This is a genomic window from Rhodovulum kholense, from assembly GCF_003053725.1.
Lineage (GTDB): Bacteria > Pseudomonadota > Alphaproteobacteria > Rhodobacterales > Rhodobacteraceae > Rhodovulum > Rhodovulum kholense.
The window spans coordinates 58,415-84,082 of record NZ_QAYC01000014.1 but is presented as its reverse complement, the minus strand read 5'-3'; the positions used below and the strand labels follow the sequence as shown (position 1 = coordinate 84,082).

Genomic DNA, 25,668 nt, shown 5'->3' with positions numbered 1-25,668 from the left:
GAACCAAGGGTTGTTTAAGATTCCGTTATGTTCGGGGCCGCTGGCGGTCAGACCACGCCCCGGTTGTATTGCTATTGGAAAGGAGAGGCGGATGAAGGTTGGGATCGTGGGTGCGGGCATGGTGGGGTCGGCGGCGGGCTATGCGCTGGCGCTGACCGGGGCGGCCAGCCGGATCGTGCTGGTCGACCGCAGCGAGGCCTTAGCGCTGGCGCAGGCCCAGGACATCGCCCATGCGGTGCCCTTCGCCTCGGCGGTGGCGGTCGAGGCGGGCGGCTACGAGGCGCTTGCGGGCGCCGATGTGGTGATCCTGGCGGCGGGCGTCGGTCAGAAACCCGGCGAAAGCCGCCTGGCACTTCTGGAACGCAACGCCGCGGTCTTCGAGGACGTGATCGCGGCGGTGCTGCGGGCCACGCCCGACCCGATCCTGCTGGTCGCAACCAATCCGGTCGACGTGATGACCCATGTCACGGCAAAGCTTGCGGGGCTTGCGCCGGGGCGGGTCTTCGGGTCGGGCACGATCCTCGACACCGCCCGGTTCCGCAGCCTCGTCGCGCATCATCTGGGCATCGCGCCGCATTCGATCCACGGCTACGTGCTGGGCGAGCATGGCGACAGCGAGGTGCTGGGCTGGTCCGGCGCGCGGGTGGGGTCTGAACCGCTGGCCTCGGTCGCGGCCCAGCTTGGCTGTGCCATCACCGCCGATGTGCGCGCCCGGATCGACGACGGCGTCAGGCGCGCGGCCTACCGGATCATCGAGGGCAAGGGCGCCACCAATTACGGCATCGGCGCGGGGCTGGCCCGGATCGTTCAGGCCATCGGCCGCGACGAGGGCGCGGTGATGTCGCTGTCGCTGGTCACGCCCGAAGTCGCGGGGGTGCAGAACGTGGCCCTGTCGCTGCCGCGCGTCGTGGGCGCGGGCGGGCTGCGCTCGACGCTGATGCCGACCCTCGACGCCGACGAGATCGCGGCGCTGGCCGCGAGCGCGCGGATGCTGCGCGACACCTCGGACGCGCTGGGGCTGTGAGGCGGCTCAGCCGCCGAGCCGCGCCTGCACCCGGGCGATGAAATCCTCGCCGCGGCGCTCGAAGCTGTCATATTGATCGAAGCTGGCCGCGGCGGGCGCCAGCAGCACGACCTCGCCCGGCTCGGCCTCGTCGGCGGCGCGCGCGACCGCGGCCTCCATGGTGCCGCAGACCTCGTGCGGGATGTCCTTGAGGTGCAGGGCGAAGGCCGCCGCCTCGCGGCCGATCACATAGGCGCGGGACACATTGCCGAGATAGGGCAGAAGCGGTCCCAGACCGCCCTCCTTTTCCAGCCCGCCGCAGATCCAGCGGATCTTCGGGAAGGCCGCCAGCGCCATCGCGGCGCTCGCCGCATTGGTGGCCTTGCTGTCGTTGACGAATCGCACGCCGCCCGCCTCGGCGACCAGCTGGCTGCGATGGGGCAGCCCGGCGAAGGAGGCCAGCGCCTCCTCGATCTGTTTCGGCCCCAGCCCCAGACAGCGCGCCGCCGCATAGGCCGCGCAGGCGTTCTGGTGGTTGTGCGCCCCCGGCAGCCCGGCGATGGCGCGCAGGTCGATGCTGGCCACCTGCCGTCCCTTGCGCCATTCGGTCAGGAAGCCCTTGCGGGCAAAGACCAGCCAGCCCGGCCCCGACAGCTTCTGCCCCGACGAGATCCGGATCACCCGGTCATCCGCCGCGCCCTCGGCCAGCTGGTTGGCCAGGAACATCCCTTCGGGCTCGTCGACGCCGATGATGGCGCGGTCCGGCCCGCCTTCGGCGAATAGCCTGCGCTTGGCCGCGAAATAGCCGCCCCGGCCGCCATGCCGGTCCAGATGGTCGGGCGAGAGATTGGTGAAGACCGCGATATCGGGGGTCAGCGCCCGGGCAAGATCGGTCTGGTAGGACGAAAGCTCCAGCACCACCGCCGCGCCCTCGCCCGGCGGGTCGATGTCGAGGACGCCCCGGCCGATATTGCCGGCAAGCTGGCTCGGCCGGCCCGCGCTTTCCAGCACGTGATGGATCAGCGCCGAGGTCGTCGACTTGCCGTTCGAGCCGGTCACCGCGATGACCTTGGGGGTCGCCTCGAGCCGGTCCCAGTCGGGCGTCGCGAACGAGCGGAAGAACAGGCCGATATCGTTGTCGACCGGCACGCCCGCCGCCCAGGCAGCCGCGACCACGCGGTTCGGAGCGGGGTAAAGATGCGGGATGCCGGGGCTGACGATCAGCGCCGCGGCCCCCGCCAGCGCCCCGGCGCGGGTCAGATCGACGGGCACGAAGCCCTCGGCCTCGGCGGCGGCGCGGGCAGCCTCGTTGTCGTCCCAGGCCAGCACCTCGGCGCCGCCCGCGCGCAGTGCCCGCGCCGCCGACAGGCCCGAGCGGCCCAGCCCCAGAACGGCCAGCCTCTGGCCCTCTACCCCACGCACCGGAATCATGCCCTGTCCTTTCGCTTTCAGCGGCGCGACGATGCCCTCGGCCCGGACCGGGCGCAAGCGGCGGCGGGCCGGGCGACGGCCCCGGGCACGGGATGGCGGAACGGAAAGGCGCCCGCTCCGGTCAGGAGGCGGGCGCCAGGGATCACGCGTCGCAAAGCACCTCCGGGGCCGACCCCCGGACCGGGACCGGAAAACTCAGCCCAGCAGGTAGGACCAGCCCAGCATCACCGGCGGCACCACCGCCACGGCGAAGGAGAAGGCCAGACCCGCGGCCTTGTTGCCGCCCATCCGCTGCACCGCGCCCGCAAGCGCCGGGGCCAGGATGATGCCCGCCACGAAGATCGGGATGATCTTGCCGAAGATCGGCGCGCAGTTCTGCGGCTGGGCGAAATTCGCCTCACAGTAAGGCACGATCTGATCGGAGAAGATCACCGCCAGGACCAGCAGGTAGCCAAGGCCCGCCCAGACCGCATAGGGCGGGACGCCGTTCCAGGACCCAAGCTTCACGTCGGGCGTGACCGCGTGCAGGGACGGGGTGCCGAGCCGGGCGGCCGGCGAAAGATAGTTGTAGGTGTCTTCGACCGGGTTCATCTGCATCTCTCTTCTCCTCGGACCCCCGCCCGACCACTCACCGGACCTTGAGGGTCGCCAGACCGATCAGCGCAAGGATCAGGCTGATGATCCAGAATCGTATCACGATCTGGGGCTCGGCCCAGCCCTTCTTCTCGAAGTGGTGGTGGATGGGTGCCATAAGGAACACACGTTTGCCGGTCGCCTTGAAGTAGCCCACCTGGATGATGACCGACAGCGCCTCGACCACGAAAAGCCCGCCTACTATGGCCAAAACGATCTCGTGCTTGGTCGCGACGGCGATGGCGCCCAGCGCGCCGCCCAGCGCGAGCGACCCGGTATCGCCCATGAAGACGGCGGCGGGTGGGGCGTTATACCACAGGAACCCAAGCCCCGCGCCGATCAACCCTGCGGTGAAAACCAGGATCTCGCCGGTGCCCGGCACGTAATGCACATCGAGATAGTCGGTAAAGTCGACTCGGCCGACCGCATAGGCGATGACACCCAGCGCCCCCGCCGCGATCATCACCGGCATGATCGCCAGCCCGTCCAGCCCGTCGGTCAGGTTCACCGCGTTGGCCGAGCCCACGATCACCAGCATCGCGAAGGGGATGAACAGCACCCCCATATGGATCAGCGTGTCCTTGAAGACCGGCATCGCCAGGTTGAAGCTCAGATCGGCCGGATGCACCCAGGCCGCCCAGAGCCCGGCAATGGCCGCGATCAGCAGGCCCAGCCCGAAGCGCACCCGCCCGGGCACGCCCTTGGTGTTGTTCTTCGACACCTTGGCATAGTCGTCGGCAAAGCCGATGGCGCCGAAGGACAGCGTCACGAACAGCAAGAGCCAGACATAGGCATTGTCGAGCCGCCCCCACAGCAGCGTCGACACGATCAGCCCGCCCAGGATCAGCACGCCGCCCATCGTGGGCGTGCCCGCCTTCGAGGCGATATGGCTTTCGGGGCCGTCCGCGCGGATCGGCTGGCCGTTCTTCTGCCGCTTGCGCAGCAGGTTGATCAGCGGCCGCCCGAACAGGAAGCCGAAGACGAGCGCGGTAAAGAACGCGCATCCTGCCCGGAAGGTGATGTAGCGGAACAGGTTGAAGACGCCACCGCCATCGGACAGGTCGGCAAGCCAGTAGAGCATTACGAAAGATCCTCGTCGGAGCCGGAGCCGCCTTGCCCCAGCCTTTTCAGCGCGTCGACCACGACCGACACGCGGCTGCCTTTCGATCCCTTGACCAGCACCACATCGCCGGCATCGACCAGCGAATGGACCTTGGCGGCCAGGGGATCGGCTTCGTCGAACCACTGCCCTCTCTGCGAGAGCGGCAGCGCAAAATAAAGGGCGCGCATCCGCGGCCCGACGCAATGCACCAGATCGACGCGCGCCATCGCGGCCAGATCGGCCAGGCCCGCATGCATCGCCTGTTCCTCGGGGCCAAGCTCCAGCATGTCGCCCAGGATCGCGATCCGCCGCCCGCGCGCCACCCGCCCGAGCCCGTCGGTCGGCCGGGCCGCAGCCAGAACCTCGAGAGCGGCGGCCATCGAGGCGGGATTGGCGTTGAAGGCGTCGTCGATGACCTCGACCGACAGGCTCTCCTCGACCGGGTCGAGCGGGATCCTCAGCCGCGCGCCGCGCCCGCCGGGCGGCCGCCACTGGCCAAGATCGCAGGCCGCGACCACAAGATCGATCCCCAGCGCCTCGGTCACCGCCAGCACACCCAGCGCATTGGTCGCGAAATGGCGCCCGGCGGCGTGGATCTTGAACAGAAGCTCATGCCCGCGCGCCTCGGCCTGCACCACGGTCGACTCGGCATGCAGGTCGGCCCGCATCAGGCGGAACTCGCAACCCTCGGCGGCGCCGAAACGGGTCTCGGCCGCGGCATGGGCGGCGGCGCCCGCCGCCAGCACCGGGCTGGTATCCAGATCGCCCGGATAAACCGCGATGCCGCCCGGCTCCAACCCCTCGAAGATCGCGGCCTTCTCGGCGGCGATGCCCGCAAGCCCGTCGAAGGCCTCCAGATGCGCGGGCGCGATGGTGGTGATCAGCGCCACATGCGGCCGCGCCAGCCGCGCCAGCGGCGCGATTTCGCCCGGATGGTTCATGCCGATCTCGAGCACGGCGAACTGGGCGTCGCGCGGCATCCGCGCCAGCGTCAGCGGCACGCCCCAATGGTTGTTGAAGCTCGCCTCGGCGGCATGGACCCGCCCCTGCCCGGCCAGCACGGCGCGCAGCATCTCCTTGGTCGAGGTCTTGCCGACCGAGCCCGTAACCGCGACGATCCGGGCGTCGCTGCGCGCCCGCCCGGCCTGCCCCAGCGCGCCCAGCGCCGCCAGCACGTCGTCCACGATCAGCAGCGGTGCGCCTTCGTCGACCCCCTCGGGCAGCCGCGAGACCAGCGCAGCCCCCGCCCCCCGCGCCAGCGCATCGGCGACGAAATCATGCCCGTCGCGCTGGTCCTTCAGCGCCACGAACAGATCGCCCGGCTTGAGGCTGCGGGTGTCGATGCTGACGCCGGTGACCGACCAGTCCCGGGTGACGCGCCCGCCGGTCGCCCGGGCCGCCTCGGCCGCGGTCCAGAGCACGGTCACGAGAGCCGCCCGTCAAGCGCCGCGACGGCCACGCTGGCCTGTTCGGCATCGTCGAAGGGATAGACCGCGTCGCCGACGATCTGGCCGGTTTCGTGGCCCTTGCCCGCGATCAGCAAGGCATCGCCCGGCTCCAGCGCATCGACCCCGCGCAGGATCGCCTCGGCGCGGTCGCCGACCTCGATCGCCTCGGCGCAGCCTTGCAGTATTTCTGCACGAATACCCTTCGGTTCTTCGGATCTGGGGTTGTCGTCTGTCACGATTACAACATCCGCCTGTTCGCAGGCCACCTGCCCCATCAGCGGCCGCTTGCCCCGGTCGCGATCCCCGCCCGCACCGAAAACGACCACGATCCGGCCCATCACATGGGGCCTCAGCGAGGCGATGGCGGCGGCCAGAGCGCCCGGCTTGTGCGAATAGTCGACAAAGACGGTGGCCCCGTTCGCACGGGTCGCCGCCAGCTCCATCCGGCCGCGCACGGTCACCAGTTCGGGCAAGGTCGCGAAGACCCGCCCGGGTGCCTCGCCCGCGGCGATCACAAGCCCGGCCGCGGCCAGCACGTTCTCGGCCTGGAAGCCGCCGATCAGATCCAGCCGGATCTGCTGCGGGCGGCCTTCCCAGGCAAAGCGCAGATCCTGCCCGGTGGCGTCGTAGCGCTGGGCCAGAATGCGCAGATCCGCCTCTTCGGCACGGCCGACGGTCAGGATGGTCTGGCCGCGCGCCCGGGCATGGCCCAGCATCTGCGCGCCGCGCGGATCGTCGATATTGATCACCGCGGTCCCGTCCTCGGGCAGCACCCGGTCGAACAGCCCCGCCTTGGCCGCGAAATATTCCTCGAAACCCGCGTGATAATCGAGGTGATCCTGGCTGAAATTGGTGAAGGCCGCGGCCTTCAGCGCCACCCCGTCCAGACGCCGCTGTTCAAGCCCGTGGCTCGAGGCCTCCATCGCCGCATGGGTCACGCCCGCGCGCGCCATCTCGGCCAGCAGCCGGTGCAGGGTGATGGGCTCGGGCGTGGTATGGGCCAGCGGCGCCTCATAGGCGCCCTGCACCCCCATCGTGCCCAGATTGCAGGCCGCACGGCCAAGCCCGGTCCAGATCTGGCGGGTGAAGCTCGCGACCGAGGTCTTGCCCGCGGTGCCGGTGACCGCCACCATGGTCGCGGGTTGGGCGCCGTAGAACAGCGCCGCCGCGCAGGCCAGCGCCTGGCGCGGGTCCTCGGCCACCACCAGTGCGGCCTCGCTGCCGGCCAGTGCCTCGGCCGCAATGCGTGCGCCCGCGCGGTCGGTCAGCACCGCCACAGCCCCCATCCGCAGCGCGAAGGACACGAATTCGGCGCCATGCGCCCGCGTCCCCGGCATCGCCGCGAAAAGATGACCCGGTTTCGTGTGGCGGCTGTCGACCGACAGCCCCGTAATATGCGCCTCTCGCCCGCCCTGGGCCGTCAGCCCCAGGTCGGCGAGCGTCGTTTCAGTCCGGATTTTCATGATCCCCGCGCCTTCAGTTCGCGGTCAGTGTTACCCCGAAGCCCTGCGCCTGTTCAATCTCCGGCCGGAGCCCCAGAAGCGGCGCGGCGCGGCGGATGATCTCGGCGCCGACCGGCACGGCGGTCCAGCCCGCGGTGCGGCGCGGCTGCGGGCCGGTGGTATCCTGCGGTTCGTCGAGGGTGACGATCAGCACGTATTGCGGCGCCTCGGCCGGGAACATGCTGGCGAAGGTCGCGATCACCTTCTTCTCGTAATAGCCGCCGGTGGGCTTGGGCTTGTCGGCGGTGCCGGTCTTGCCGCCGACCCGGTAGCCCGGCACGTCGCCGAAGGTCGCGGTGCCGTGCACCACCACCTCGCGCAGCATCGAGCGGATCTGGCGCGAGGTCTCTTCCGACACCACCCGGTCGCCCAGCGTCCCGCCCCCCGCCAGCAGCGTCGGCCGCACCCGGCGGCCGCCATTGGCCAGCGTCGCATAGCCTGCCGCCAGATGCAGCGGGCTGGCCGACAGACCGTGCCCGTAGGAAATCGTCATGGTCGAGATCTCGCTCCAGTTGGCTGGATAAAGCGGCTTGGCGCCCGCCGCCTCGACCAGCTCGACCGGCGTCGGCTCCAGAAGACCGAGCTTGCCCAGGAACTCCTTCTGCCGGACCCCGCCGATGCGCTGGGCGATCCGCGCCGTGCCCACGTTCGAGCTTTTGACCAGCACCGTGGTCACCGACAGGCTGGACCCGTAATTGTGCATGTCGCGGATGCGGTAGCGGCCCCAGACCAGCGGCCCCTTGGTGTCGATCATGGTGTTGGGGTTGACGATACCCTCGTCCAGCGCCTGCGACAGGGTGAAGGTCTTGAAGGTCGAGCCCAGCTCGTAAAGCCCCTGCACCGCCCGGTTGAACAGCGGGCTGTCCGAGGGATCGCCCTTCACCTGCTGGCGCGGCCGCTCGTTCGGGTCGAAATCGGGCAGCGAGACCATCGACAGAATCTCGCCCGTATGCACATCCATCAGCACGGCGGCCGCGCCCTTGGCATCCATCAGCTTCATGCCGCCCGCCAGCACCCGCTCGACCGCGGCCTGCACCGTCAGGTCCAGCGACAGCCGAAGCGGCTGACCGCCATTGGCCGGATCGCGCAGATAGTCGTCAAAGTATTTCTCGACCCCGGCGACGCCGATCACCTCGGCCGACTGCACGCCCTCGCGCCCGAACCCGGCACCCCCGAGGATATGGGCGGCCAGCGCTCCGTTGGGGTAAAGCCGCATCTCGCGCGGGCCGAAGCTGAGCCCGGGATCACCGATATCGTGCACCTGCTGCATCTGCTCGGGGCTGATCTTCTTCTTGATCCAGACGAACTTGCGGCTGCCGGTGAAGTCCTTGACCATCCGCGCCTCGTCGAGATCGGGGAAGATCTGCGCCAGCTCATGGGCCACCGCCTTCGGGTCGATCATCAGCGGCGGCTGGGCGTAAAGCGAATGGGTGGCGAGGTTGGTGGCCAGGATGTTGCCGTTGCGGTCGACGATATCGGCCCGCTGCGCCACGATCGAGGCGCCCGAGGCGATGGCGCGCGGCTCGGACGGGTCCGACCCGGCCAGAAGCCCCATCCGGACCCCGACGACGGCGAAAGCCGCGAAGAACACCACGCCCAGCACCAGAAGCCGCCCCTCGGCCCGGGCGCGGGCCTGATCGCGCATCGTCTCATGGCGCAGGCGCTTGTTCTCGCGCTCGATGGCGTCGGGATTCTCGCCCCGGGCACGGGCCTCAAGAATGCGGGCCAGCGGGCGCAGCGGGGTGCGGATCATTGCGCGGTCTCCTCATCCCCGGCATCCAGCGCCTCGGGCACGGCCGAGGCGGCGGCGGCCTCCTCGACCGGCACGGTCGGGCTGGCGCTCTGGGCCGGCTGGTCGGCCTCGGCCAGGATCGACTTAAACAGCTCGTCGGGCAGGACGATGTCGGGCAGCACCATCTCGGGGTAAGAGACCTGGTCGATCTGGCCGAACTGCTCGGGCGCAAGCGGCCCAAGCGCCAGCCGGTCGTAGTTCAGCGCCGCCAGTTCGCGCAGCCGTTCGGGCCGGTTCAGATAGGCCCATTCGGCATTCTGCATCGCCAGCTGCTCGCGCAGCGATCCGATGGCGCGGTTCAGCCTCTCGACATTGTCGAGCGCCGCCTGGGTGCGGTAATTCTCGCGATAGGCCCAGAAGGCCAGCGCCATCACCGCCAGGGCCGTCAGCACATAGACGAGGCTGCGCATCTAGTCCTCCATGATCTTGGGCAGGCCAAGCTGGCCGCGGTCGACCGGCCCCGCCGGGGCGTCGGTGCGGACCCCGACCCTCAGCTTGGCAGACCGCGCGCGCGGGTTGGCGTCAAGCTCGACCGGATCGGGCGCCACCGCGCGGCGGGTCAACAGATCGAACCGCGCGGGCTCGGGGATCGTTTCGGGCGCATAGCGGCTGCCGCCCGCGGCCTGGCCCGAACGAAGCTGCAGGAAACGCTTGACGATCCGGTCCTCCAGCGAATGGAAGGTGACGACCGCCAGCTTGCCGCCGGGCTTCAGCGCCCGTTCGGCCGCCTCGAGCCCGGCCACCAGTTCGCCCAGCTCGTCATTCACCGCGATGCGGATCGCCTGGAAACTGCGGGTCGCCGGGTGGCTCTGGCCCGGGCGCTGCGGCGGCAGGCAGCGGGCCACGACCTCGGCCAGTTGCGCCGTGGTCACGATGGGCGCCACCGCGCGGGCCTTGACGATGGCGCGCGCGATCCGGCGCGAGGCGCGTTCCTCGCCGTAATGAAAGAGGATGTCCGCCAGCGCGGCTTCGGAAGCGGTGGCGACCAGATCGGCGGCCGACGCCCCCTCGGCCCCCATCCGCATGTCGAGCGGGCCGTCCTTGGCGAAGGAAAACCCGCGCTCGGCCTGGTCCAGCTGCATCGAGGACACGCCAAGGTCCAGCACTACTCCGTCGAGCGGGGCATCGGCATGGCGGTCGAGTTCGGAGAAGACGCCCTCGACCAGACCCAGCCGGTCGCCCCAGGTTCCGGCCCAGGACGCGGCCAGATCGGCGACGCTGGGGTCGCGGTCGACCCCGATCACCCGGTCCGCGCCGGCTTCCAGAAGCCCGCGGCTGTAGCCGCCCGCGCCGAAGGTGCCGTCAAGCCAGAGCCCCGCGACCGGCGACACCACCTCGAGCAGGGGGCGCAGCAGGACCGGGATATGCGGCGGATCGGCGGGAACGGATCGGTCCGCAGCAGCCATGGCGTCAGCCATCCCCGGCCGGACCGGCCACCGCCCCGGCACCGTCGAGGAAGCTCAGCGGGTCGACATCCTCGGGCAGGTCGTCCAGCCAGGCCTCGGTCTTGGCCAGTTCCTCGGACTCGTAGGTCTCTGGCTTCCAGATCTGGAAGGTGTCGCCCGAGGCGATGAAGAAGGCCTCGCCTTCCAGCCCGATCTTGTCGCGCAGCTTCTGCGGCAGGGTCAGACGGCCGTCATTGTCGACCTCGGTCGGGTGCGACTGGCCATGGAACATCCGTTCCAGCATCCGCCGCTGCATCGACCCGCGCGGCAGCGCCGCGATCTTTTCGTCGACCTCATCGATGGCCTCGATGGTGTAGCATTCCAGATATTTGCGGCGGTGGTCGCCATAGACGATCACCAGTTGCGGGCGCAGCCCCTCGGTCCAGTCCGGGTCGCAGGCCTCGAGCACACGGCGAAAGAGGGCCGGGATCGACACCCTGCCCTTCGCATCCACCTTGTGCTGGCTTTCGCCTCTGAACCTGCGCGCCACCTGCCCGACGCTCCCTTGCCTCGCCGTCCGCGACCGCCGCGCGGCCGTTTCAACGAAAACGGCGGATTGGGCTGCTGCCACCGCCCAATCCGCCGCCCTCGTCCCGTTCCGGGGTGCCCGGCTGCGCGTGCCACCTGGGGGATGTCTGCTCGCCCGCGCGCCGGATCTCGTATGGAGGCAATGGCGGGTGCCTGTATGAAACTGCTTTCTTGTCGTTGGGAGGCTGTTCCGCCCCTTGATCCGTCCGACCGCCATCGCCTTTGTGTGATCGTTATGCCATGGGATTTCATGGAGATCAACTGACTTTGGCGGGAATGTGGTGGACCCGGCCCCCTCCAAAGGCGGAAATGCGCCCTACCCGAAAAGAGCCCGGAGCAGCTAAAACACAGCCAATTGCGAGTGCAGGACCTCAATCCTCTATATGTCGTGGTTAACGGCCATTCTGCGACGTTTGCGCGAAGCTTGAAAATTTCTTCGCGCCATGGTTGCGAAAAATGCGCCTCATCGGGCCTCCCGGGCCATTCCCGGCCGCAGCCCGTGAAACTTGCCAGAAAATCGCGCCGAATCACGCGGGCGAGAGGCTGGTTCCGTGCGGGGCCATGAATTCCCGTAAGACCCGGCCCGATCCCGGTCAGGAGGCGTCCGGTCCCGCGCAGGCGGCGATATCAGGCCATGCCGCCGCCGATCAGACGGGCGGCGATCCGGGCATAGGCGTCGGCCATCGGGCCGTCGTCCAGCGCGACCGGATGCCCGGCATCCCCCGCCTGCCGCACCTCCAGCGCCAGCGGCAAGGCGCCCAGGAAGGGCAGTCCCAGCTTGCGGGCCTCGGCCTCGACCCCGCCATGGCCGAAGATATGCGCCTCATGCCCGCAATTGGGGCAGATATAAGTGGACATGTTCTCGATCAGCCCCAGAACCGGGGTGCCGAGCTTGGCGAACATGTCCAGCGCCTTGCGCGCGTCCAGAAGCGCCACATCCTGCGGGGTCGAGACCACCAGCGCGCCGGTCAGGCGGGTCCGCTGACACAGTGTCAGCTGGATGTCGCCGGTGCCCGGCGGCAGGTCGACCACCAGCACATCAAGCCGCCCCCAGTCAACCTGGCCCAACAATTGCTGAAGCGCGCCCATCAGCATCGGCCCGCGCCAGACGACCGCTTCCTCTTCCTTCAGCAGCAATCCGATCGACATCATGACCACGCCATGCGCTTGGACCGGCTCGATGATCTTGCCGTCGGGCGAGGCCGGCCGGCGCGTCGTGCCCATCATCCGCGGCAGCGAGGGGCCGTAGATGTCGGCATCCAGCAGGCCGACGCGCCGCCCCTGCCGCGCCAGCGCGACCGCCAGGTTGCTGGCCACCGTCGACTTGCCGACGCCGCCCTTGCCCGAGGCGACCGCCAGGATGCGGTCGACGCCCGAAGGGTTGCGCGGGCCGTCATCGGGCGTCGGGTGGCGCCCGATCCGTGGCCCGGGCGCGGGGGCCGCAGGCGCACCGCGCTGCCCCCCATCATGGGCGGTCAGCACCACCGAAGCCCGGCGAACACCGGGAATCGCCTCGACCGCGGCCTGGGCGGCGGCCCGCACGGGCTCCATCCCGCGCGCCATCTCGGCCGAGTCGGCCTCGATGACGAAGCGCACGGTATCGCCCTCGACCGACAGTGCGCGGATCAGGTCGCGCGAGACCGGATCGCCCCCGCCGGGCAAAACGATTCGGGACAATTCGGCAAGGATGACGTCATTGGAAAGAGGCATCTGAGACTCCGTTTCGCGCGAGACCTCCCTTTACCTTGGTCGGATGCCCCAAAAGGGCAAGAGCCGTTTCATCATTGCCCGTTCCTGCACCAATCGCCCCGATCTCGCCCAAAACTATGTCAGAACGACTTATGCAGATTCCGCATGGCAGCAATTCAGCGTCTTGCCATTGTGCAAGTGCAGCAAAAGCGTATTTATAGGACCAACGGCGCGGTTGGGATCGTTCGGCACAGCCAACGCTCGACCGTGCAGAGATAGGAAACCCCTCCTCCTCCCTGGGTTTCCTCATCTCGCGGCGACACCTACCTCCTCCCAGGTGTCGCCGCACTTTTCATTCGGGGCCCCGGCCCCATCGGAATACGGCAGTTTGTCTCCTCCTCCCTGACACTGCCGTTGTGCAGAACGGCGGCGCCCCTCCTCCCTGGCGTCGCCGTTTCTCTTTTCAGCAGTCCAGTGATCGGAAGCCGGGACCGGCCTTGCAGCGGCCGCGTCAGGCGATGGCGGCGGCGCCGAAGCCGGGGCCGGGCTCGAACAACGCGCGCGCCTCGCAGCCGCGCAGCACCGGGCGGACCGGCTGCAAGTGCGCGGCCTCGCCGGAGTCGAGATCGAGGTCGGGGAGAAATCCCGGCCCCTCGCGCCCGAACGGGCCCGACGGCACCGGCCGGGCCGAGCGGTGGCGGAAGAGATCGCCAAGGAAAAGACTGTCGCAGACCACGTCCCCGGCGCGCACCAGTTCGTGCCGGGCAAACAGCAGATGGACATAGCGCATCATCACCGGGGCCTCGCGCAGCGCGGCGCCGCCGACACCCAGCGCGGCCAGGACACGGGCAGGCACCAGAACCTCGGGCACGCCGAACAGGGTCTGCACCCTTGGCGCGCGATAGAGCACCCGGGCCTGCTGGGCCAGCAACAGCGGACGCGCATTGCCGAAGGCGCCGGGCGGGATCTCGACCGGCGCGGAGCGACCGCTGCCCGGCACCACGCGCTGGCCGACCCAAAGCAGCATCTGCGGCCCGTGATCGACCGTCTCGACCGTCATGCCCGGCACCAGGCTTGCGGCACGCACCGGCCCGCGCGGCGTCGCGATCGGCGTTTCGCCCGCAAAGCAAAGCCCGGGCTGGCCCGGATCGCCCCCCGGCCGGGCATCACAGACAAAGAAAGCGGGGGCGCGGCCGCCTTCGGCATGGGCGTGGTACCAGGCCGCCAGATCGACGCCGGGGGTCCAGACCACCTGAACCGGCGCACCGTCTCGGTCGGTTCCCTCGAAGACCACCACATGCCCGGCGCCGTCGGCCGATTCGTCCGACCGGATCACCACCGCCTCCCGCAGCCGCCCGGCCCCGGCCCCCTGCCAGGCGAGGTCGTAAAGATCGCCGGGCTCGAACAGCCCGGGATCGGGATCGCCCGGCCGCGCGGTCACGACCAGACCATGGGCCGCGCCCGGCGGGCCGTCGAAGGTCGACGTGCCCGCGCCGCCGGCATTGCTGCCGACATTGGCGCCGCTGGAGATCGCGAATTCTGTATCCCTGGCCGGAAATCTGATGCGCATGAAGGTCCTCTTCCGGCCGAGTTTTGCCCGGCGCCAGCGAAAGAAGGGTTAACTGCGCAAGGGGACAGCGGGCCTTCCGCCATCCGACGCGGCGACACGCCCGATCCGCCCGCGGGTCCGCGCCGGAAGGGCGCCTAGAAGGGCACGTCGTCGGCGCTGGCCGCGGCGACCACGAATCGGGCCACGACCTTCTTGGGGCCCGCCTTCTCGAAGGCGATGTCGAGCTTGTCGCCCTCAATTCCGGTCACGACGCCATAGCCGAACTTCTGGTGGAACACCCGCGTGCCGGTCTCGAAGGCCGGGACCGCCTCGGCGTCGATCACCATGTGGCGGGCCTGGCTCGGCTGCGCCACCGGCCGGGCGGCGCTGCGCGCCTGCAGCCGCTGCCAGCCCGGCGACTTGTAGACATCCGCGCGCGAGGCCCGCTCTTCGATCCCCGAGCCCCCGCCATGGGACGGCGCCGCCGCGCCATAGCCGCCGCCGTAAAGCCCGGGCGGCGTCAGCACGTCGACATGGGACGCGGGCAGTTCGTCGATAAAGCGCGACGGCAGCTGCGACTGCCATTGCCCGTAGACCCGGCGATTGGCGGCGAAGGAAATCGTGCACAGCTCCTCGGCGCGGGTCAGCCCGACATAGGCGAGGCGCCGTTCCTCCTCGAGCCCCTTCATCCCGGTCTCGTCCATCGCGCGCTGGCTGGGAAACAGCCCGTCCTCCCAGCCCGGCAGGAACACCACCGGAAATTCCAGCCCCTTGGCGGCATGCAGCGTCATCACCGAGATCTTGGCCCCGGTCGCCTCGCTGTCATTGTCCATGATCAGCGCGACATGCTCGAGGAAGCCCTGCAGGTTGTCGAATTCCTCCAGCGCCTTGACCAGCTCCTTGAGGTTTTCCAGCCGACCGGCCGCTTCGGCGTCCTTTGGGACAAGCGGCTCGCCACGCTCGCACTGTTCATCAGTTTGAGGCTTGCAATACGAAAGCGTGTACCCCGACCCATCAAGAATATCTTCGGCCAGACGCGCATGGTTTCCCTGCAGAATCTCCATTCTTCGTTTCAAGAGCGCAATCCGCGACTCCCGTCCTAGTTCAGCGACTTCCCTCTCTTCATCCGGAAGATCATGTAAGTCGAGACTGGCAAGATCCTGGATCTTATCGCTCACCGCCTTCAAAGCACCTTCAGAGCATTTATTGACAACCAGAAAGTGCCAATCTTCCAGTCGCGAGATGAGGTTGCGCAGCTCGGCCCCGCCCTTGCCGCCCAGCCCACCGGCCTCAAGCAGCAGCCGCGCGGCCTCGACCAGCGGCACGCCCTCGGTCCGGGCCACGGACTGGATCTTCTGCTGCGCCTTGTCGCCGAGGCCCCGCTTGGGGGTGTTCACGATCCGCTCGAAGGCCAGGTCGTCATCGGGGCTGACGGCGAGGCGGAAATAGGCCATCGCATCGCGGATCTCCATCCGCTCGTAAAAGCGCGGGCCGCCGATCACGCGGTACGGCAGGCCGATGGTCAGGAAGCGATCCTCGAAAGCCCGCATCTGGTGGCTCGCGCGCACCAGAATCGCCATGTCGTCCAGCGAGAAGGGCCGCATCCCGCGGCTGCCGCCCTGCAGCGCCTCGGCCTCTTCGCCGATCCAGCGGGCCTCTTCCTCGCCGTCCCAATGACCGATCAGGCGGACCTTCTCGCCGCCCTCGGCCTCGGTCCAGAGCGTCTTGCCCAGACGCCCCTTGTTGGCCGCGATCAGCCCCGAGGCGGCGGCGAGGATATGCGCGGTCGACCGGTAATTCTGTTCCAGCCGGATCACCGCGGCGCCGGGGAAATCCTTTTCGAACCGCAGGATGTTGCCGACCTCGGCGCCGCGCCAGCCATAGATCGACTGGTCGTCGTCGCCGACGCAGCAGATGTTCTTGTGCCCGCCCGCCAGCAGCCGCAGCCACAGATACTGGGCCACGTTGGTATCCTGATACTCGTCGACCAGGATATAGCGGAACCAGCGCCGGTACTGGTCCAGAAGGTCGGGATGGGCCTGAAGGATCGTCACCACATGCAGCAGCAGATCACCGAAATCGGCCGCGTTCAGGGTCTTCAGCCGCTCCTGATAGGCGGCGTACAGCTTCACGCCCCGGCCGTCGAAGCCCGAGGCCTCGGAGGCGGGCACCGTATCGGGCGTCCAGGCGCGGTTCTTCCAGTGGTCCAGCAGCCCGGCCAGCTGCCGCGCGGGCCAGCGCTTTTCATCCATGTTGGCGGCCGCAATCAGCTGCTTCAGCAGCCGGATCTGGTCGTCGGTGTCGAGGATGGTGAAATTCGACTTGAGCCCCACCAGCTCGGCATGGCGGCGCAGCAGCCGGACACAGATCGCGTGGAAGGTGCCAAGCCAGGGCATGCCCTCGACCGTCTCGCCCATCAGCCGCCCGACCCGCTCCTTCATCTCGCGCGCGGCCTTGTTGGTGAAGGTCACCGCCAGGACCTCGTTCGGCCGGGCCTTGCCGGTGACCAGCAGATGCGCGATCCGCGCGGTCAGCGCCCGGGTCTTGCCGGTGCCCGCCCCCGCCAGCATCAGCACGGGGCCGTCCAGCGTCTCGACCGCCTGGCGCTGGGCGGGGTTCAACCCGTCCAGATAGGGCGCCGGCCGCGCCGCCATGGCACGGACGGACAGGGGGACCTGGGCGGCGGCCTCGAAGGCGTCAAAGTCGTCGATGGGACACATGGCGCCCAATCTAGCGCGGCCCGGAGACGAGTTAAAGAACCGTTCCCGTTCCGTTCCCGTTTTGAGGCGTTTTTTGCCATCGCAGTTGCAATTTCGCGCATAAGGCGAATAGTCGGAACAAACGAGGGTGAAAGCGCGAATGAGTCGATATCGCATCCTTCTGTCGGGTCTGGGGCTGGCGGCGCTGGCCGCCTGCGGCACGCCCGAGCGGCCCGAAACCGGCGTTCCGAAGGTCATCACCCCCGAAATGCTGCCGCACGCGCCTGCGGCCTCGGCCCCGGCCTGCACCGCCGAAATGGCGGCCCGATTCCATCAGCCCGAGGCGGGGATCTTCCAGATCGGCACCGGCCCGACCGCGGCCGGGTTCTGGATCGACATGAAGATGGCCGGGCGCGACGGCACCTGGCGCTGTCAGACCACGCGCGAGGGCCGGGTCGTCACCGTCACACCGATCTCGTCGTCCTGACAGGGCCGCGTCGCGGAACAGCGGCACGGGCGGGTGCCTCGCGGCCATCGGTACAGACCGGCACCCGTCGCAAGGCAGGCATGCCCGGTCTCGGCCCCGCCCCCGCTCTCCCCTTGCTTCGCTGCAACGCAGCTTTATACCGTTAACAATCGGCTGCGCGCCGCTGTCGCAGCCCGAACCGACCCGATGGAGGCCCCGCCCTTGACCGATTTCCAGAAGATCCTCGTCGCCAACCGGGGCGAGATTGCCATTCGCGTGATGCGCGCCGCCAACGAGCTGGGCAAGCGCACCGTCGCCGTCTATGCCGAGGAAGACAAGCTGGGGCTGCACCGGTTCAAGGCCGACGAGGCCTACAAGATCGGCGAGGGGCTGGGGCCGGTCCAGGCCTATCTGTCGATCGAGGAAATCATTCGCGTCGCCAAGATGTCGGGCGCCGACGCGATCCATCCGGGCTATGGGCTTCTGTCGGAAAACCCTGCTTTCGTCGAGGCTTGCGCCGCCGAGGGCATCGCCTTCATCGGTCCCAAGGCCGAGACCATGCGCGCGCTTGGCGACAAGGCCAGCGCCCGCAAGGTGGCGATCAAGGCAGGCGTGCCGGTGATCCCCGCGACCGAGGTCCTGGGCGATGACATGGACGAGATCCGCCGCCAGGCCGACGAGATCGGCTATCCGCTGATGCTGAAAGCCTCCTGGGGCGGCGGCGGGCGCGGCATGCGCCCGATCAGGGGCCCCGAGGAGCTGGCCGAAAAGGTCCGCGAGGGCCGCCGCGAGGCCGAGGCCGCCTTCGGCAACGGTGAGGGCTATCTGGAAAAGATGATCACCCGCGCCCGCCATGTCGAGGTGCAGATCCTCGGCGACCAGCACGGCACCATCTATCACCTGTGGGAACGCGACTGTTCGGTCCAGCGCCGCAACCAGAAGGTCGTCGAACGCGCCCCCGCCCCCTACCTGTCCCACGCCCAGCGCGAAACCATCTGCAATCTCGGCAAGAAGATCGCCGAGGCGGTGAATTACGAATGCGCCGGCACCGTCGAGTTCCTGATGGACATGGAGACGGGCAATTTCTACTTCATCGAGGTCAATCCGCGCGTCCAGGTCGAACATACCGTCACCGAAGAGGTGACCGGCATCGACATCGTCCGCGCCCAGATCCTGATCGCCGAAGGGAAAAGCCTGATCGAGGCGACCGGCGTCGCCAGCCAGTATGACGTCGAGCTGACCGGCCATGCCCTGCAATGCCGGATCACGACCGAGGACCCGCTGAACAACTTCATCCCCGATTACGGCCGCATCACCGCCTATCGCGGCGCGACCGGCATGGGCATCCGGCTGGATGGCGGCACCGCCTATTCGGGCGCGGTCATCACCCGCTATTACGATTCGCTGCTGGAGAAGGTCACCGCCTGGGCGCCGACCCCCGAGGCCGCCATCGCCCGGATGGACCGGGCGCTGCGCGAATTCCGCATCCGGGGCGTCTCGACCAATATCGCCTTCGTCGAGAACCTGCTGAAGCACCCGACCTTCCTGAACAACGAATACTCGACCCGCTTCATCGACGAGACGCCCGAGCTGTTCAGCTTCGAGAAGCGGCGCGACCGGGCGACGCGCATCCTGACCTATATCGCCGACATCACCGTCAACGGGCATCCCGAGACGGCGGGCCGCGCCAAACCGCCCGCCGAGGCCCGCGCCCTGCGTCCGCCGGTCCCCCGGCGCGAAAGCTATGCCCCGGGCACGCGCCAGATCCTCGACCAGTTCGGCCCCGAGGCGCTGGCCGACTGGATGGCCTCGCAGAAACAGCTTCTGGTGACCGACACCACGATGCGCGACGGCCACCAGTCGCTGCTGGCGACGCGGATGCGCTCGATCGACATGATCCGCGTGGCGCCCGCCTATGCCCATAACCTGCCGCAGCTTTTCAGCGTCGAATGCTGGGGCGGCGCGACCTTCGACGTGGCCTATCGTTTTCTGCAGGAATGCCCCTGGCAGCGGCTGCGCGACCTGCGCGCGGCGATGCCGAACCTGATGACCCAGATGCTGCTGCGGGGCGCCAATGGCGTCGGCTACACCATCTATCCCGACAATGTGGTGCAGGGCTTCGTCAAGCAGGCGGCCGAGACCGGCGTCGACGTCTTCCGCGTCTTCGACAGCCTGAACTGGGTCGAGAACATGCGCGTCGCGATGGATGCGGTGCTGGAAACCGGCAAGGTCTGCGAGGGCACGATCTGCTATACCGGCGACATCCTCGACCCGGCGCGGGCCAAGTACGACCTGAACTATTACGTCGCCATGGGCAAAGAGCTGAAGGCGGCCGGCGCCCATATCCTGGGGCTGAAGGACATGGCGGGGCTGCTGAAACCCGCCTCGGCCACGGTTCTGGTCAGGGCGCTGAAAGACGAGGTCGGGCTGCCGATCCATTTCCACACCCATGACACCTCGGGCATCGCCGCGGCCACCATCCTGGCCGCCGCCGAGGCGGGTGTCGATGCGGTCGACGCCGCCATGGACGCCTTCTCGGGCGGCACCTCGCAGCCTTGTCTCGGCTCGATCGTCGAGGCGCTGCGCAACACGCCCCGAGACACCGGCATCGACATGGCCGCGGTGCGCGAGATCTCGGACTATTGGGAGGCCGTGCGCCAGGAATACGCGGCCTTCGAATCGGGCCTCTCGGCGCCCGCCTCCGAGGTCTACCTGCACGAGATGCCCGGCGGGCAGTTCACCAACCTCAAGGCCCAGGCGCGCAGTCTGGGGCTGGAAGAACGCTGGCACGAGGTAGCCGAGACCTATGCCGACGTGAACCAGATGTTCGGCGACATCGTGAAGGTGACGCCGTCCTCCAAGGTGGTGGGCGACATGGCGCTGATGATGGTCAGCCAGGGCCTGACCCGCGCCGATGTCGAGGACCCCGACCGCGACGTGGCCTTCCCCGATTCCGTCATCGACATGATGCGCGGCAATCTGGGCCAGCCTCCGGGCGGCTTCCCCGAGGCGATCCAGAAGAAGATCCTGAAAGGCGAAAAGCCCTTCACCGACCGGCCCGGCAAGCATGTGCCCCCGGCCGATATCGACAAGATCCGCGCCGAGGTCGAAGGCCAGTTCGAGGATCTGACCCTCGATAACGAGGACCTGAACGGATATCTCATGTATCCCAAGGTCTTCACCGATTACGCCACGCGGCACCTGCAATACGGGCCGGTCCGCACCCTGCCCACCCGCACCTTCTTCTACGGGATGGAGCCGGGCGAGGAGATCGAGGCCGAGATCGACCCCGGCAAGACGCTGGAAATCCGGCTGCAGGCGGTGGGCGAGACCGCCGAGGACGGCGAGGCGCGGGTGTTCTTCGAACTGAACGGCCAGCCCCGGGTGATCCGGGTGCCGAACCGCAAGGCCAAGGCCAGCGTCGCCCGCCGCCCGAAGGTCGAGATCGGCAACCCCGCCCATGTCGGCGCGCCGATGCCGGGGGCGGTGGCCACGGTCGCGGTCGCGGCCGGGCAGGAGGTCAAGGAGGGCGACCTGCTCCTGACCATCGAGGCGATGAAGATGGAAACCGGGCTCCATGCCGAGCGCGACGGCAAGATCAAGGCCGTCCATGTCTCCCCGGGCCAGCAGATCGACGCCAAGGACCTGCTGGTCGAGTTCGAGTGATCGCTGCCCGCCCGGGCCGCCCCCCCCCCGTCGGGCGGCCCGGGCGGCAGGCCCGACGAGAGCACCGGGTCTTGCGCCCGGCATCTCCCGCGTTTTTTCGCACCGGGCCGTATTTTCCCCTTGCAGGCTCCGGCCGGAGTTTATAAATCCCCCCTCACCCAATGGATGCGGGCGTAGCTCAGGGGTAGAGCATTACCTTGCCAAGGTAAGGGTCGTGAGTTCGAATCTCATCGCCCGCTCCAGTTTCTCTCGACAGGATCGACAGTCGCGGTACCAGACCGGTGCTCTCGCGGCTTTTGGCGCGCTTCTCCCGGGCGTTGCGCCGCGCGCCGGACCGCGCCCGTGCGATCCCGCGATTTTCCCCTTGCAGGGCCCGGCCGGAGTTTATAAATCCCCCCTCACCCAACGGATGCGGGCGTAGCTCAGGGGTAGAGCATTACCTTGCCAAGGTAAGGGTCGTGAGTTCGAATCTCATCGCCCGCTCCAGGGGTCTTCCGGCCGGAACGCAGGGGTGTTTCAGCGCCGAAACTGCGGCGGCTTGACGCAACCCCTTCCTCCGACGAAGAATGACCCATCGCAAGACGCGGGCAGCCGGTTCGGCCGCGCCCGTCCCGATGGGAGGACGACCATGAGCCTGAAAAGCGCCGCGGCAGCGGCATGTGTTGCGCTGGCAGCGGCCCTGCCCGCCCTAGCCGAGATCGACGCCCCCGAATGTGTGGCCCCGGCCCAGCCCGGCGGCGGGTTCGACCTGACCTGCCGGATCGCCCAGCAGGGGCTCGACGGCGCGTTCGACAGGCCGATCGAGGTCACCTTCATGCCGGGCGGCATCGGCGCTGTGGCCTTCAACCAGTTCAACACCACCCGCACCGACGATTCCAACGCCATCGTGGCGTTCTCGTCGGGCTCGCTTCTGAACATCGCCACCGGCAAGTTCGGCACCTTCACCGAGAACGACGTGCGCTTTCTGGCCACCGCGGGCGCCGATTACGGGGCGGTGATCGTGCGGGCCGACAGCCCCTATGCCGACCTCGGCGCGCTGATGGACGCATTCAAGGCCGATCCCGGCAGCGTCGTGGTCGGTGCCGGCGGCTCGGTCGGGTCGCAGGACTGGATGAAGGGCGCGCTGTTGCTGAAATCGGTCGGCGCCGATCCGCGCCAGATGCGCTATGTTGCCTATGACGGCGGCGGCGACGCCATTGCCGGGCTGCTGGGCGGCGCGATCCAGGTCTATACCGGCGATGTGGGCGAGATGGCGGCGCATATCGGCGATGGCAGCATGCGCATCCTCGCGGTGCTGGCGCCCGAGCGGCTGGAGCCGCCCTTCGACGCCTATCCGACGGCGAAAGAGCTGGGCTATGACACCGAATGGACCATCATGCGCGGCTTCTACATGGGCAAGAACGTGCCCGACGCCGATTATCAGGCCTGGGCCGACGCCTTCGCTGCCGCCTACAAGACCGAGGCCTACCGGCAGGCCCGCGAAAGCAAGGGGCTGATGCCGCTGGAACTGTCGGGCCCCGAGATGGATGCCCAGGTCAAGCAGCTGATCGGCGAGCTGCGCGACATCGCCCGCGACGCAGGGCTGATCCAGTAATCCCGAAAGCCCCACCCCGGGTCCGGCGCCCCGCGTCCGGACCCACGCGCCGGGTGCGGCCTGCGCCGGCCCCGATCCCTGCCCCGATCCCTGCCCGTTCCTGGAGGACCCCGAATGGTCGACCGCATCTTTGCCGGGCTTCTGCTGGCCGTCACTCTGGGCTATGGCTGGCTCGCCTTCGCCGTCATCCGGGCGCCCTTTCAATACGACCCGCTCGGCCCCGAAAGCTGGCCCCGGATCCTGTCGGTCCTGGCCGCGATCTGCCTCGCGGGCATCCTCTGGAAACCCGATGTCGAGCGGTTCGACACCCGGGGCGGCACCTGGCTGAGGCTTGCGGCGATCGTGGCGCTTCTGATCGGCTATGCCGGTCTTTACGAGCCGCTCGGCTTTGTGCTGGCGACGCTCCTGTTCGGCACGGTCGCCGCCCGCCTGCTGGGCGCGACGCTGGTTCGGGCGGGCGCCTTCGGGCTTGCAACCGGAGTGCTGGGCTATCTGCTCTGCGCCGGGCTTTTGGACCTCAACCTGCCCGAAGGCCCCCTGCCCCGGCTATAGGAGACCCTCGATGGAAACCGTCCTGAGCGGCCTTGCCACCGGCTTTGCCGTCGCGCTGACCCCGCTCAACATCCTTCTGGTGCTGTTCGGCTGCTTTTCCGGCACGCTGATCGGCGCGCTGCCCGGGATCGGGCCGATCAACGGCGTGGCGATCCTGCTGCCCATCGCCTACGGGCTGGGACTGCCGCCCGAAAGCGCGCTGATCCTGCTGGCGGGCATCTATTACGGCGCCGAATATGGCGGGCGGATCTCGTCGATCCTGCTGAACGTGCCGGGCGATGCGGGCGCGGTGATGACCACGCTCGACGGCCACCCGATGGCGCTGAAGGGCGAGGCCGGGCGGGCGCTGTCGCTGTCGGCCGTCGCCTCCTTCGTCGGCGGCACGCTGGCGGTGATCGGGTTGTCGCTGTTCGGGCCGCTGCTGGCGAAATTCGCGGTCACCTTCTCACCCGCCGATTATGTCGCGCTGATGGTCTTTGCCTTCGCCTCGCTGGCCTCGCTGGTCGGGCGGAACGGGATCAAGACGCTGCTTGGCGCGGTGATCGGCCTGATGCTGGCCACCATGGGGATCGACGCCAACACGGGCGTGCCGCGCTACACCTTCGGCATCCCCGACCTGCTGGCGGGCATCGACTTTCTGGTGGTGGTGATCGGGCTCTTCGGCATGGCCGAGCTTCTGCATCTGGTCGAACAGCAGGTCTCGGGCCGGCTGAGGACGCTGCCGGTCGACCGGTCCTTCCTGCGCCGCGCCGATCTGCTGCGCACCCGCTGGACGATCCTGCGCTGCTCGGTCATCGGGTTCTTCATCGGCATCCTGCCCGGCACCGGCGCCTCGGTCGCCTCGGCCGTGGCCTACGGCACCGAAAAGCGGCTGGCGGGCAAGTCGGGCGACAGCTTCGGCACCGGCGACCTGCGCGGGCTGGCCGCGCCCGAGGCGGCCAACAACGCGGCCGCAGGCGGCGCGCTGGTGCCGATGCTGACGCTGGGCATCCCCGGCTCGGGCACCACGGCGATCCTGCTGGGGGCGCTTCTGATGTTCAACGTCCAGCCCGGACCGCTGATGTTCACCCAGCGCCCCGAGATCGCCTGGGGCCTGATCGCCTCGATGTATCTGGGCAATGTGGCGCTTCTGATCATCAACCTGCCGCTGGTCGGGCTGTTCGCGCGGATGCTGACCCTGCCGCAGCACTACCTGACGCCGCTGATCGCGATGCTGGCCTTCGTGGGCGTCTATTCCATCGTCGGCAACCCGTTCGACCTGTACCTCATCATCCTGCTGGGGATCTTCGGCTGGGTGCTGCGCAAGCTCGATTTCAGCCTGGCACCGGTGATCCTGGGCTTCGTGCTGGGCAGCCTCTTCGAGAACAACCTGCGCCGGGCGCTGTCGATCTCGGCGGGCGACTGGGGGATCCTGATCGAGGACTGGAAAAGCATCGCGCTGTACGGCCTGGCGGTTCTCGTCGTGATCCTGCCCGCCTGGGCCGGTCGGCGCAGCGCGCGCGCCGCGGCCGACGCCGTCGAGGACTGACGGGGGCGCTTTGGCTAGAAGGGCAGCGGCGACACCCCGATCACCGGGCGATGGGCCGCCAGAAGCCCCGCCCACAGCAAAAGGCCCAGCCCCAGCCGCCCGAGCGGCGGCGGCCCCGACGGGCGCCAGCGCCCCGAGACGAGCGCCGCCAGCGGCAGGGTCGCGGTGCGCGCGGCAAGGCGGTCCCAGTCCGGCCCCATCCGGCGCCGGTTCCGCCGGTCGATAACGACCGTTCCCGCCAGCGCAAAGCCCGCGAAGCCGCCGAACAGCAGCAGATGCGCGAGATCGGGGTTGGCCGCGGCATGGGCCAGCGCCCAGAGCGCCAGTGCCACGGGCAGCGGATGCCGGGTCAGCCCGACGATGCCCGGCCGGTCCGGATCGAAGCGCGCATCGCCCGCACCGCCAAAGCTCAGCGGGTTCGGTGCGCCCAGCGCGCCCGCGACCAGCAGGCAGACGACCGGCATCACCAGATTGGGCAGCCAGAGCTGCCAGGGCGCGGGCGGCCAGAGCGCGACGAAAGGCGCGCGCCCCGCCGCGCCGATCAGCCAGGCCAGGAGCGCCAGCGAGACCGTCACATAGGCCGCCAGATAGCCCTTTTGCCCGAGTGCCCCGGTCAGCCGCGCCTTGACCCCGGGTCGCGCGGGCACCGCATGGGACAGAAGAAACAGCGCGAAGGCCGCCGCGAATTCCGCCCAACCGCCCATCAGAGCCCCTCGACAACGCCCACCCGCCCCGGTGGGCGGGCACAGGCGGATCTTGCACGGGGTCGGCCGATCATTCCGGTCCCTTTCGCGGCATTTCGGGCGACGCCCAGCATCTCAGCCGCCGCGACGGAAGAAAACCCCCGCGCCCCGCCCTACCCGAATTTTGCACGGGGCCGGGAACCGATGGCGCGCCAAGGCGTTTGACAGGGACGATAGCGGACAGGGTCACGTTCACGGATGCACCTCGGGCCGGCCCCCTCACCGGCCTTTTGAATGGCCTCCCCCCGCCGTCGCGGCCCGGGCGCACGTCCCCGCCCGGGCCGTATTTCCCCGACCT

19 protein-coding genes and 2 tRNA genes are annotated in these 25,668 nt (G+C 68.8%); 8 read left to right on the top strand and 13 right to left on the bottom strand.

Translation table 11 applies throughout. The annotated features are described in order from the left end of the window. Positions 1-91 precede the first annotated feature (91 nt). The gene (locus tag C8N38_RS16395; RefSeq protein ID WP_108028228.1) at positions 92-1,024 is read left to right on the top strand and encodes an L-lactate dehydrogenase; all 933 of its coding nucleotides are present in this window, start codon (positions 92-94) and stop codon (positions 1,022-1,024) included. Positions 1,025-1,030: 6 nt separating this feature from the next. On the opposite strand, the gene murD is transcribed toward C8N38_RS16395, so the two are convergent. The 12 genes from murD to C8N38_RS16335 form a co-directional block, all read right to left on the bottom strand. Continuing rightward, entirely contained in the window at positions 1,031-2,434 is a 1,404-nt protein-coding gene (murD, locus tag C8N38_RS16390; RefSeq protein WP_108028227.1) for a UDP-N-acetylmuramoyl-L-alanine--D-glutamate ligase, read from the bottom strand. Positions 2,435-2,629: 195 nt separating this feature from the next. Then, positions 2,630-3,031 carry a hypothetical protein gene (locus C8N38_RS16385; protein ID WP_108028226.1) on the bottom strand — a complete coding sequence of 134 codons (402 nt, stop codon included), beginning with the start codon at positions 3,029-3,031 and terminating at the stop codon, positions 2,630-2,632. 31 nt (positions 3,032-3,062) lie between these two features. Then, the gene (mraY, locus tag C8N38_RS16380; protein ID WP_108028225.1) at positions 3,063-4,148 is read right to left on the bottom strand and encodes a phospho-N-acetylmuramoyl-pentapeptide-transferase; all 1,086 of its coding nucleotides are present in this window, start codon (positions 4,146-4,148) and stop codon (positions 3,063-3,065) included. After that, the gene (locus C8N38_RS16375) at positions 4,148-5,596 is read right to left on the bottom strand and encodes a UDP-N-acetylmuramoyl-tripeptide--D-alanyl-D-alanine ligase (protein ID WP_108028224.1); all 1,449 of its coding nucleotides are present in this window, start codon (positions 5,594-5,596) and stop codon (positions 4,148-4,150) included. Before C8N38_RS16375 ends, mraY begins: the two co-directional genes overlap by 1 nt. Then, positions 5,593-7,080: a UDP-N-acetylmuramoyl-L-alanyl-D-glutamate--2,6-diaminopimelate ligase gene (locus tag C8N38_RS16370; protein ID WP_108028223.1), complete on the bottom strand. Its 1,488-nt coding sequence runs from the start codon at positions 7,078-7,080 to the stop codon at positions 5,593-5,595. Before C8N38_RS16370 ends, C8N38_RS16375 begins: the two co-directional genes overlap by 4 nt. 13 nt (positions 7,081-7,093) lie before the next feature. Then, on the bottom strand, positions 7,094-8,872 hold the full coding sequence (locus C8N38_RS16365; protein ID WP_108028222.1) for a peptidoglycan D,D-transpeptidase FtsI family protein: 1,779 nt from the start codon (positions 8,870-8,872) through the stop codon (positions 7,094-7,096). Next, the gene (ftsL, locus tag C8N38_RS22340) at positions 8,869-9,321 is read right to left on the bottom strand and encodes a cell division protein FtsL (protein ID WP_425440051.1); all 453 of its coding nucleotides are present in this window, start codon (positions 9,319-9,321) and stop codon (positions 8,869-8,871) included. Before ftsL ends, C8N38_RS16365 begins: the two co-directional genes overlap by 4 nt. Then, positions 9,322-10,317, bottom strand: a complete 996-nt coding sequence (gene rsmH / locus C8N38_RS16355) for a 16S rRNA (cytosine(1402)-N(4))-methyltransferase RsmH (RefSeq protein ID WP_108028258.1) — start codon at positions 10,315-10,317, stop codon at positions 9,322-9,324. It abuts the gene before it with no gap. 4 nt (positions 10,318-10,321) lie between these two features. Continuing rightward, the gene (mraZ, locus tag C8N38_RS16350; RefSeq protein WP_108028221.1) at positions 10,322-10,846 is read right to left on the bottom strand and encodes a division/cell wall cluster transcriptional repressor MraZ; all 525 of its coding nucleotides are present in this window, start codon (positions 10,844-10,846) and stop codon (positions 10,322-10,324) included. Between the two features lie 665 nt (positions 10,847-11,511). Continuing rightward, positions 11,512-12,594, bottom strand: a complete 1,083-nt coding sequence (locus C8N38_RS16345; protein WP_108028220.1) for an Mrp/NBP35 family ATP-binding protein — start codon at positions 12,592-12,594, stop codon at positions 11,512-11,514. A gap of 490 nt (positions 12,595-13,084) precedes the next feature. Beyond that, entirely contained in the window at positions 13,085-14,143 is a 1,059-nt protein-coding gene (locus C8N38_RS16340) for a Hint domain-containing protein (protein ID WP_108028219.1), read from the bottom strand. A 134-nt stretch (positions 14,144-14,277) separates the two neighbouring features. Beyond that, positions 14,278-16,842 (bottom strand): ATP-dependent helicase, encoded by a 2,565-nt coding sequence (locus tag C8N38_RS16335; protein ID WP_108028218.1) that lies wholly within the window; start codon positions 16,840-16,842, stop codon positions 14,278-14,280. 139 nt (positions 16,843-16,981) lie between these two features. On the opposite strand from C8N38_RS16335, the gene C8N38_RS16330 reads away from it, so the two are divergent. From C8N38_RS16330 to C8N38_RS16300, 7 genes are all read left to right on the top strand, one after another. Further along, a complete protein-coding gene (locus C8N38_RS16330; protein WP_108028217.1) occupies positions 16,982-17,308 on the top strand; it encodes a hypothetical protein in 327 nt (108 codons plus the stop codon). Positions 17,309-17,509: 201 nt separating this feature from the next. Continuing rightward, on the top strand, positions 17,510-20,953 hold the full coding sequence (locus tag C8N38_RS16325) for a pyruvate carboxylase (RefSeq protein WP_108028257.1): 3,444 nt from the start codon (positions 17,510-17,512) through the stop codon (positions 20,951-20,953). A gap of 167 nt (positions 20,954-21,120) precedes the next feature. Further along, positions 21,121-21,195 (top strand) — tRNA-Gly (locus C8N38_RS16320). A 169-nt stretch (positions 21,196-21,364) separates the two neighbouring features. Then, positions 21,365-21,439, top strand: a tRNA-Gly gene (locus C8N38_RS16315). A gap of 142 nt (positions 21,440-21,581) precedes the next feature. Beyond that, the gene (locus C8N38_RS16310; protein ID WP_108028216.1) at positions 21,582-22,547 is read left to right on the top strand and encodes a Bug family tripartite tricarboxylate transporter substrate binding protein; all 966 of its coding nucleotides are present in this window, start codon (positions 21,582-21,584) and stop codon (positions 22,545-22,547) included. Between the two features lie 114 nt (positions 22,548-22,661). Further along, entirely contained in the window at positions 22,662-23,099 is a 438-nt protein-coding gene (locus tag C8N38_RS16305) for a tripartite tricarboxylate transporter TctB family protein (protein ID WP_108028215.1), read from the top strand. 10 nt (positions 23,100-23,109) lie between these two features. Beyond that, positions 23,110-24,627, top strand: coding sequence for a tripartite tricarboxylate transporter permease (locus C8N38_RS16300; protein WP_108028214.1), 1,518 nt, complete (start codon positions 23,110-23,112; stop codon positions 24,625-24,627). A gap of 14 nt (positions 24,628-24,641) precedes the next feature. Here C8N38_RS16300 and C8N38_RS16295 read toward each other — a convergent pair whose 3' ends face one another. Further along, positions 24,642-25,331 carry an NnrU family protein gene (locus C8N38_RS16295; RefSeq protein ID WP_108028213.1) on the bottom strand — a complete coding sequence of 230 codons (690 nt, stop codon included), beginning with the start codon at positions 25,329-25,331 and terminating at the stop codon, positions 24,642-24,644. Positions 25,332-25,668: the final 337 nt, after the last annotated feature.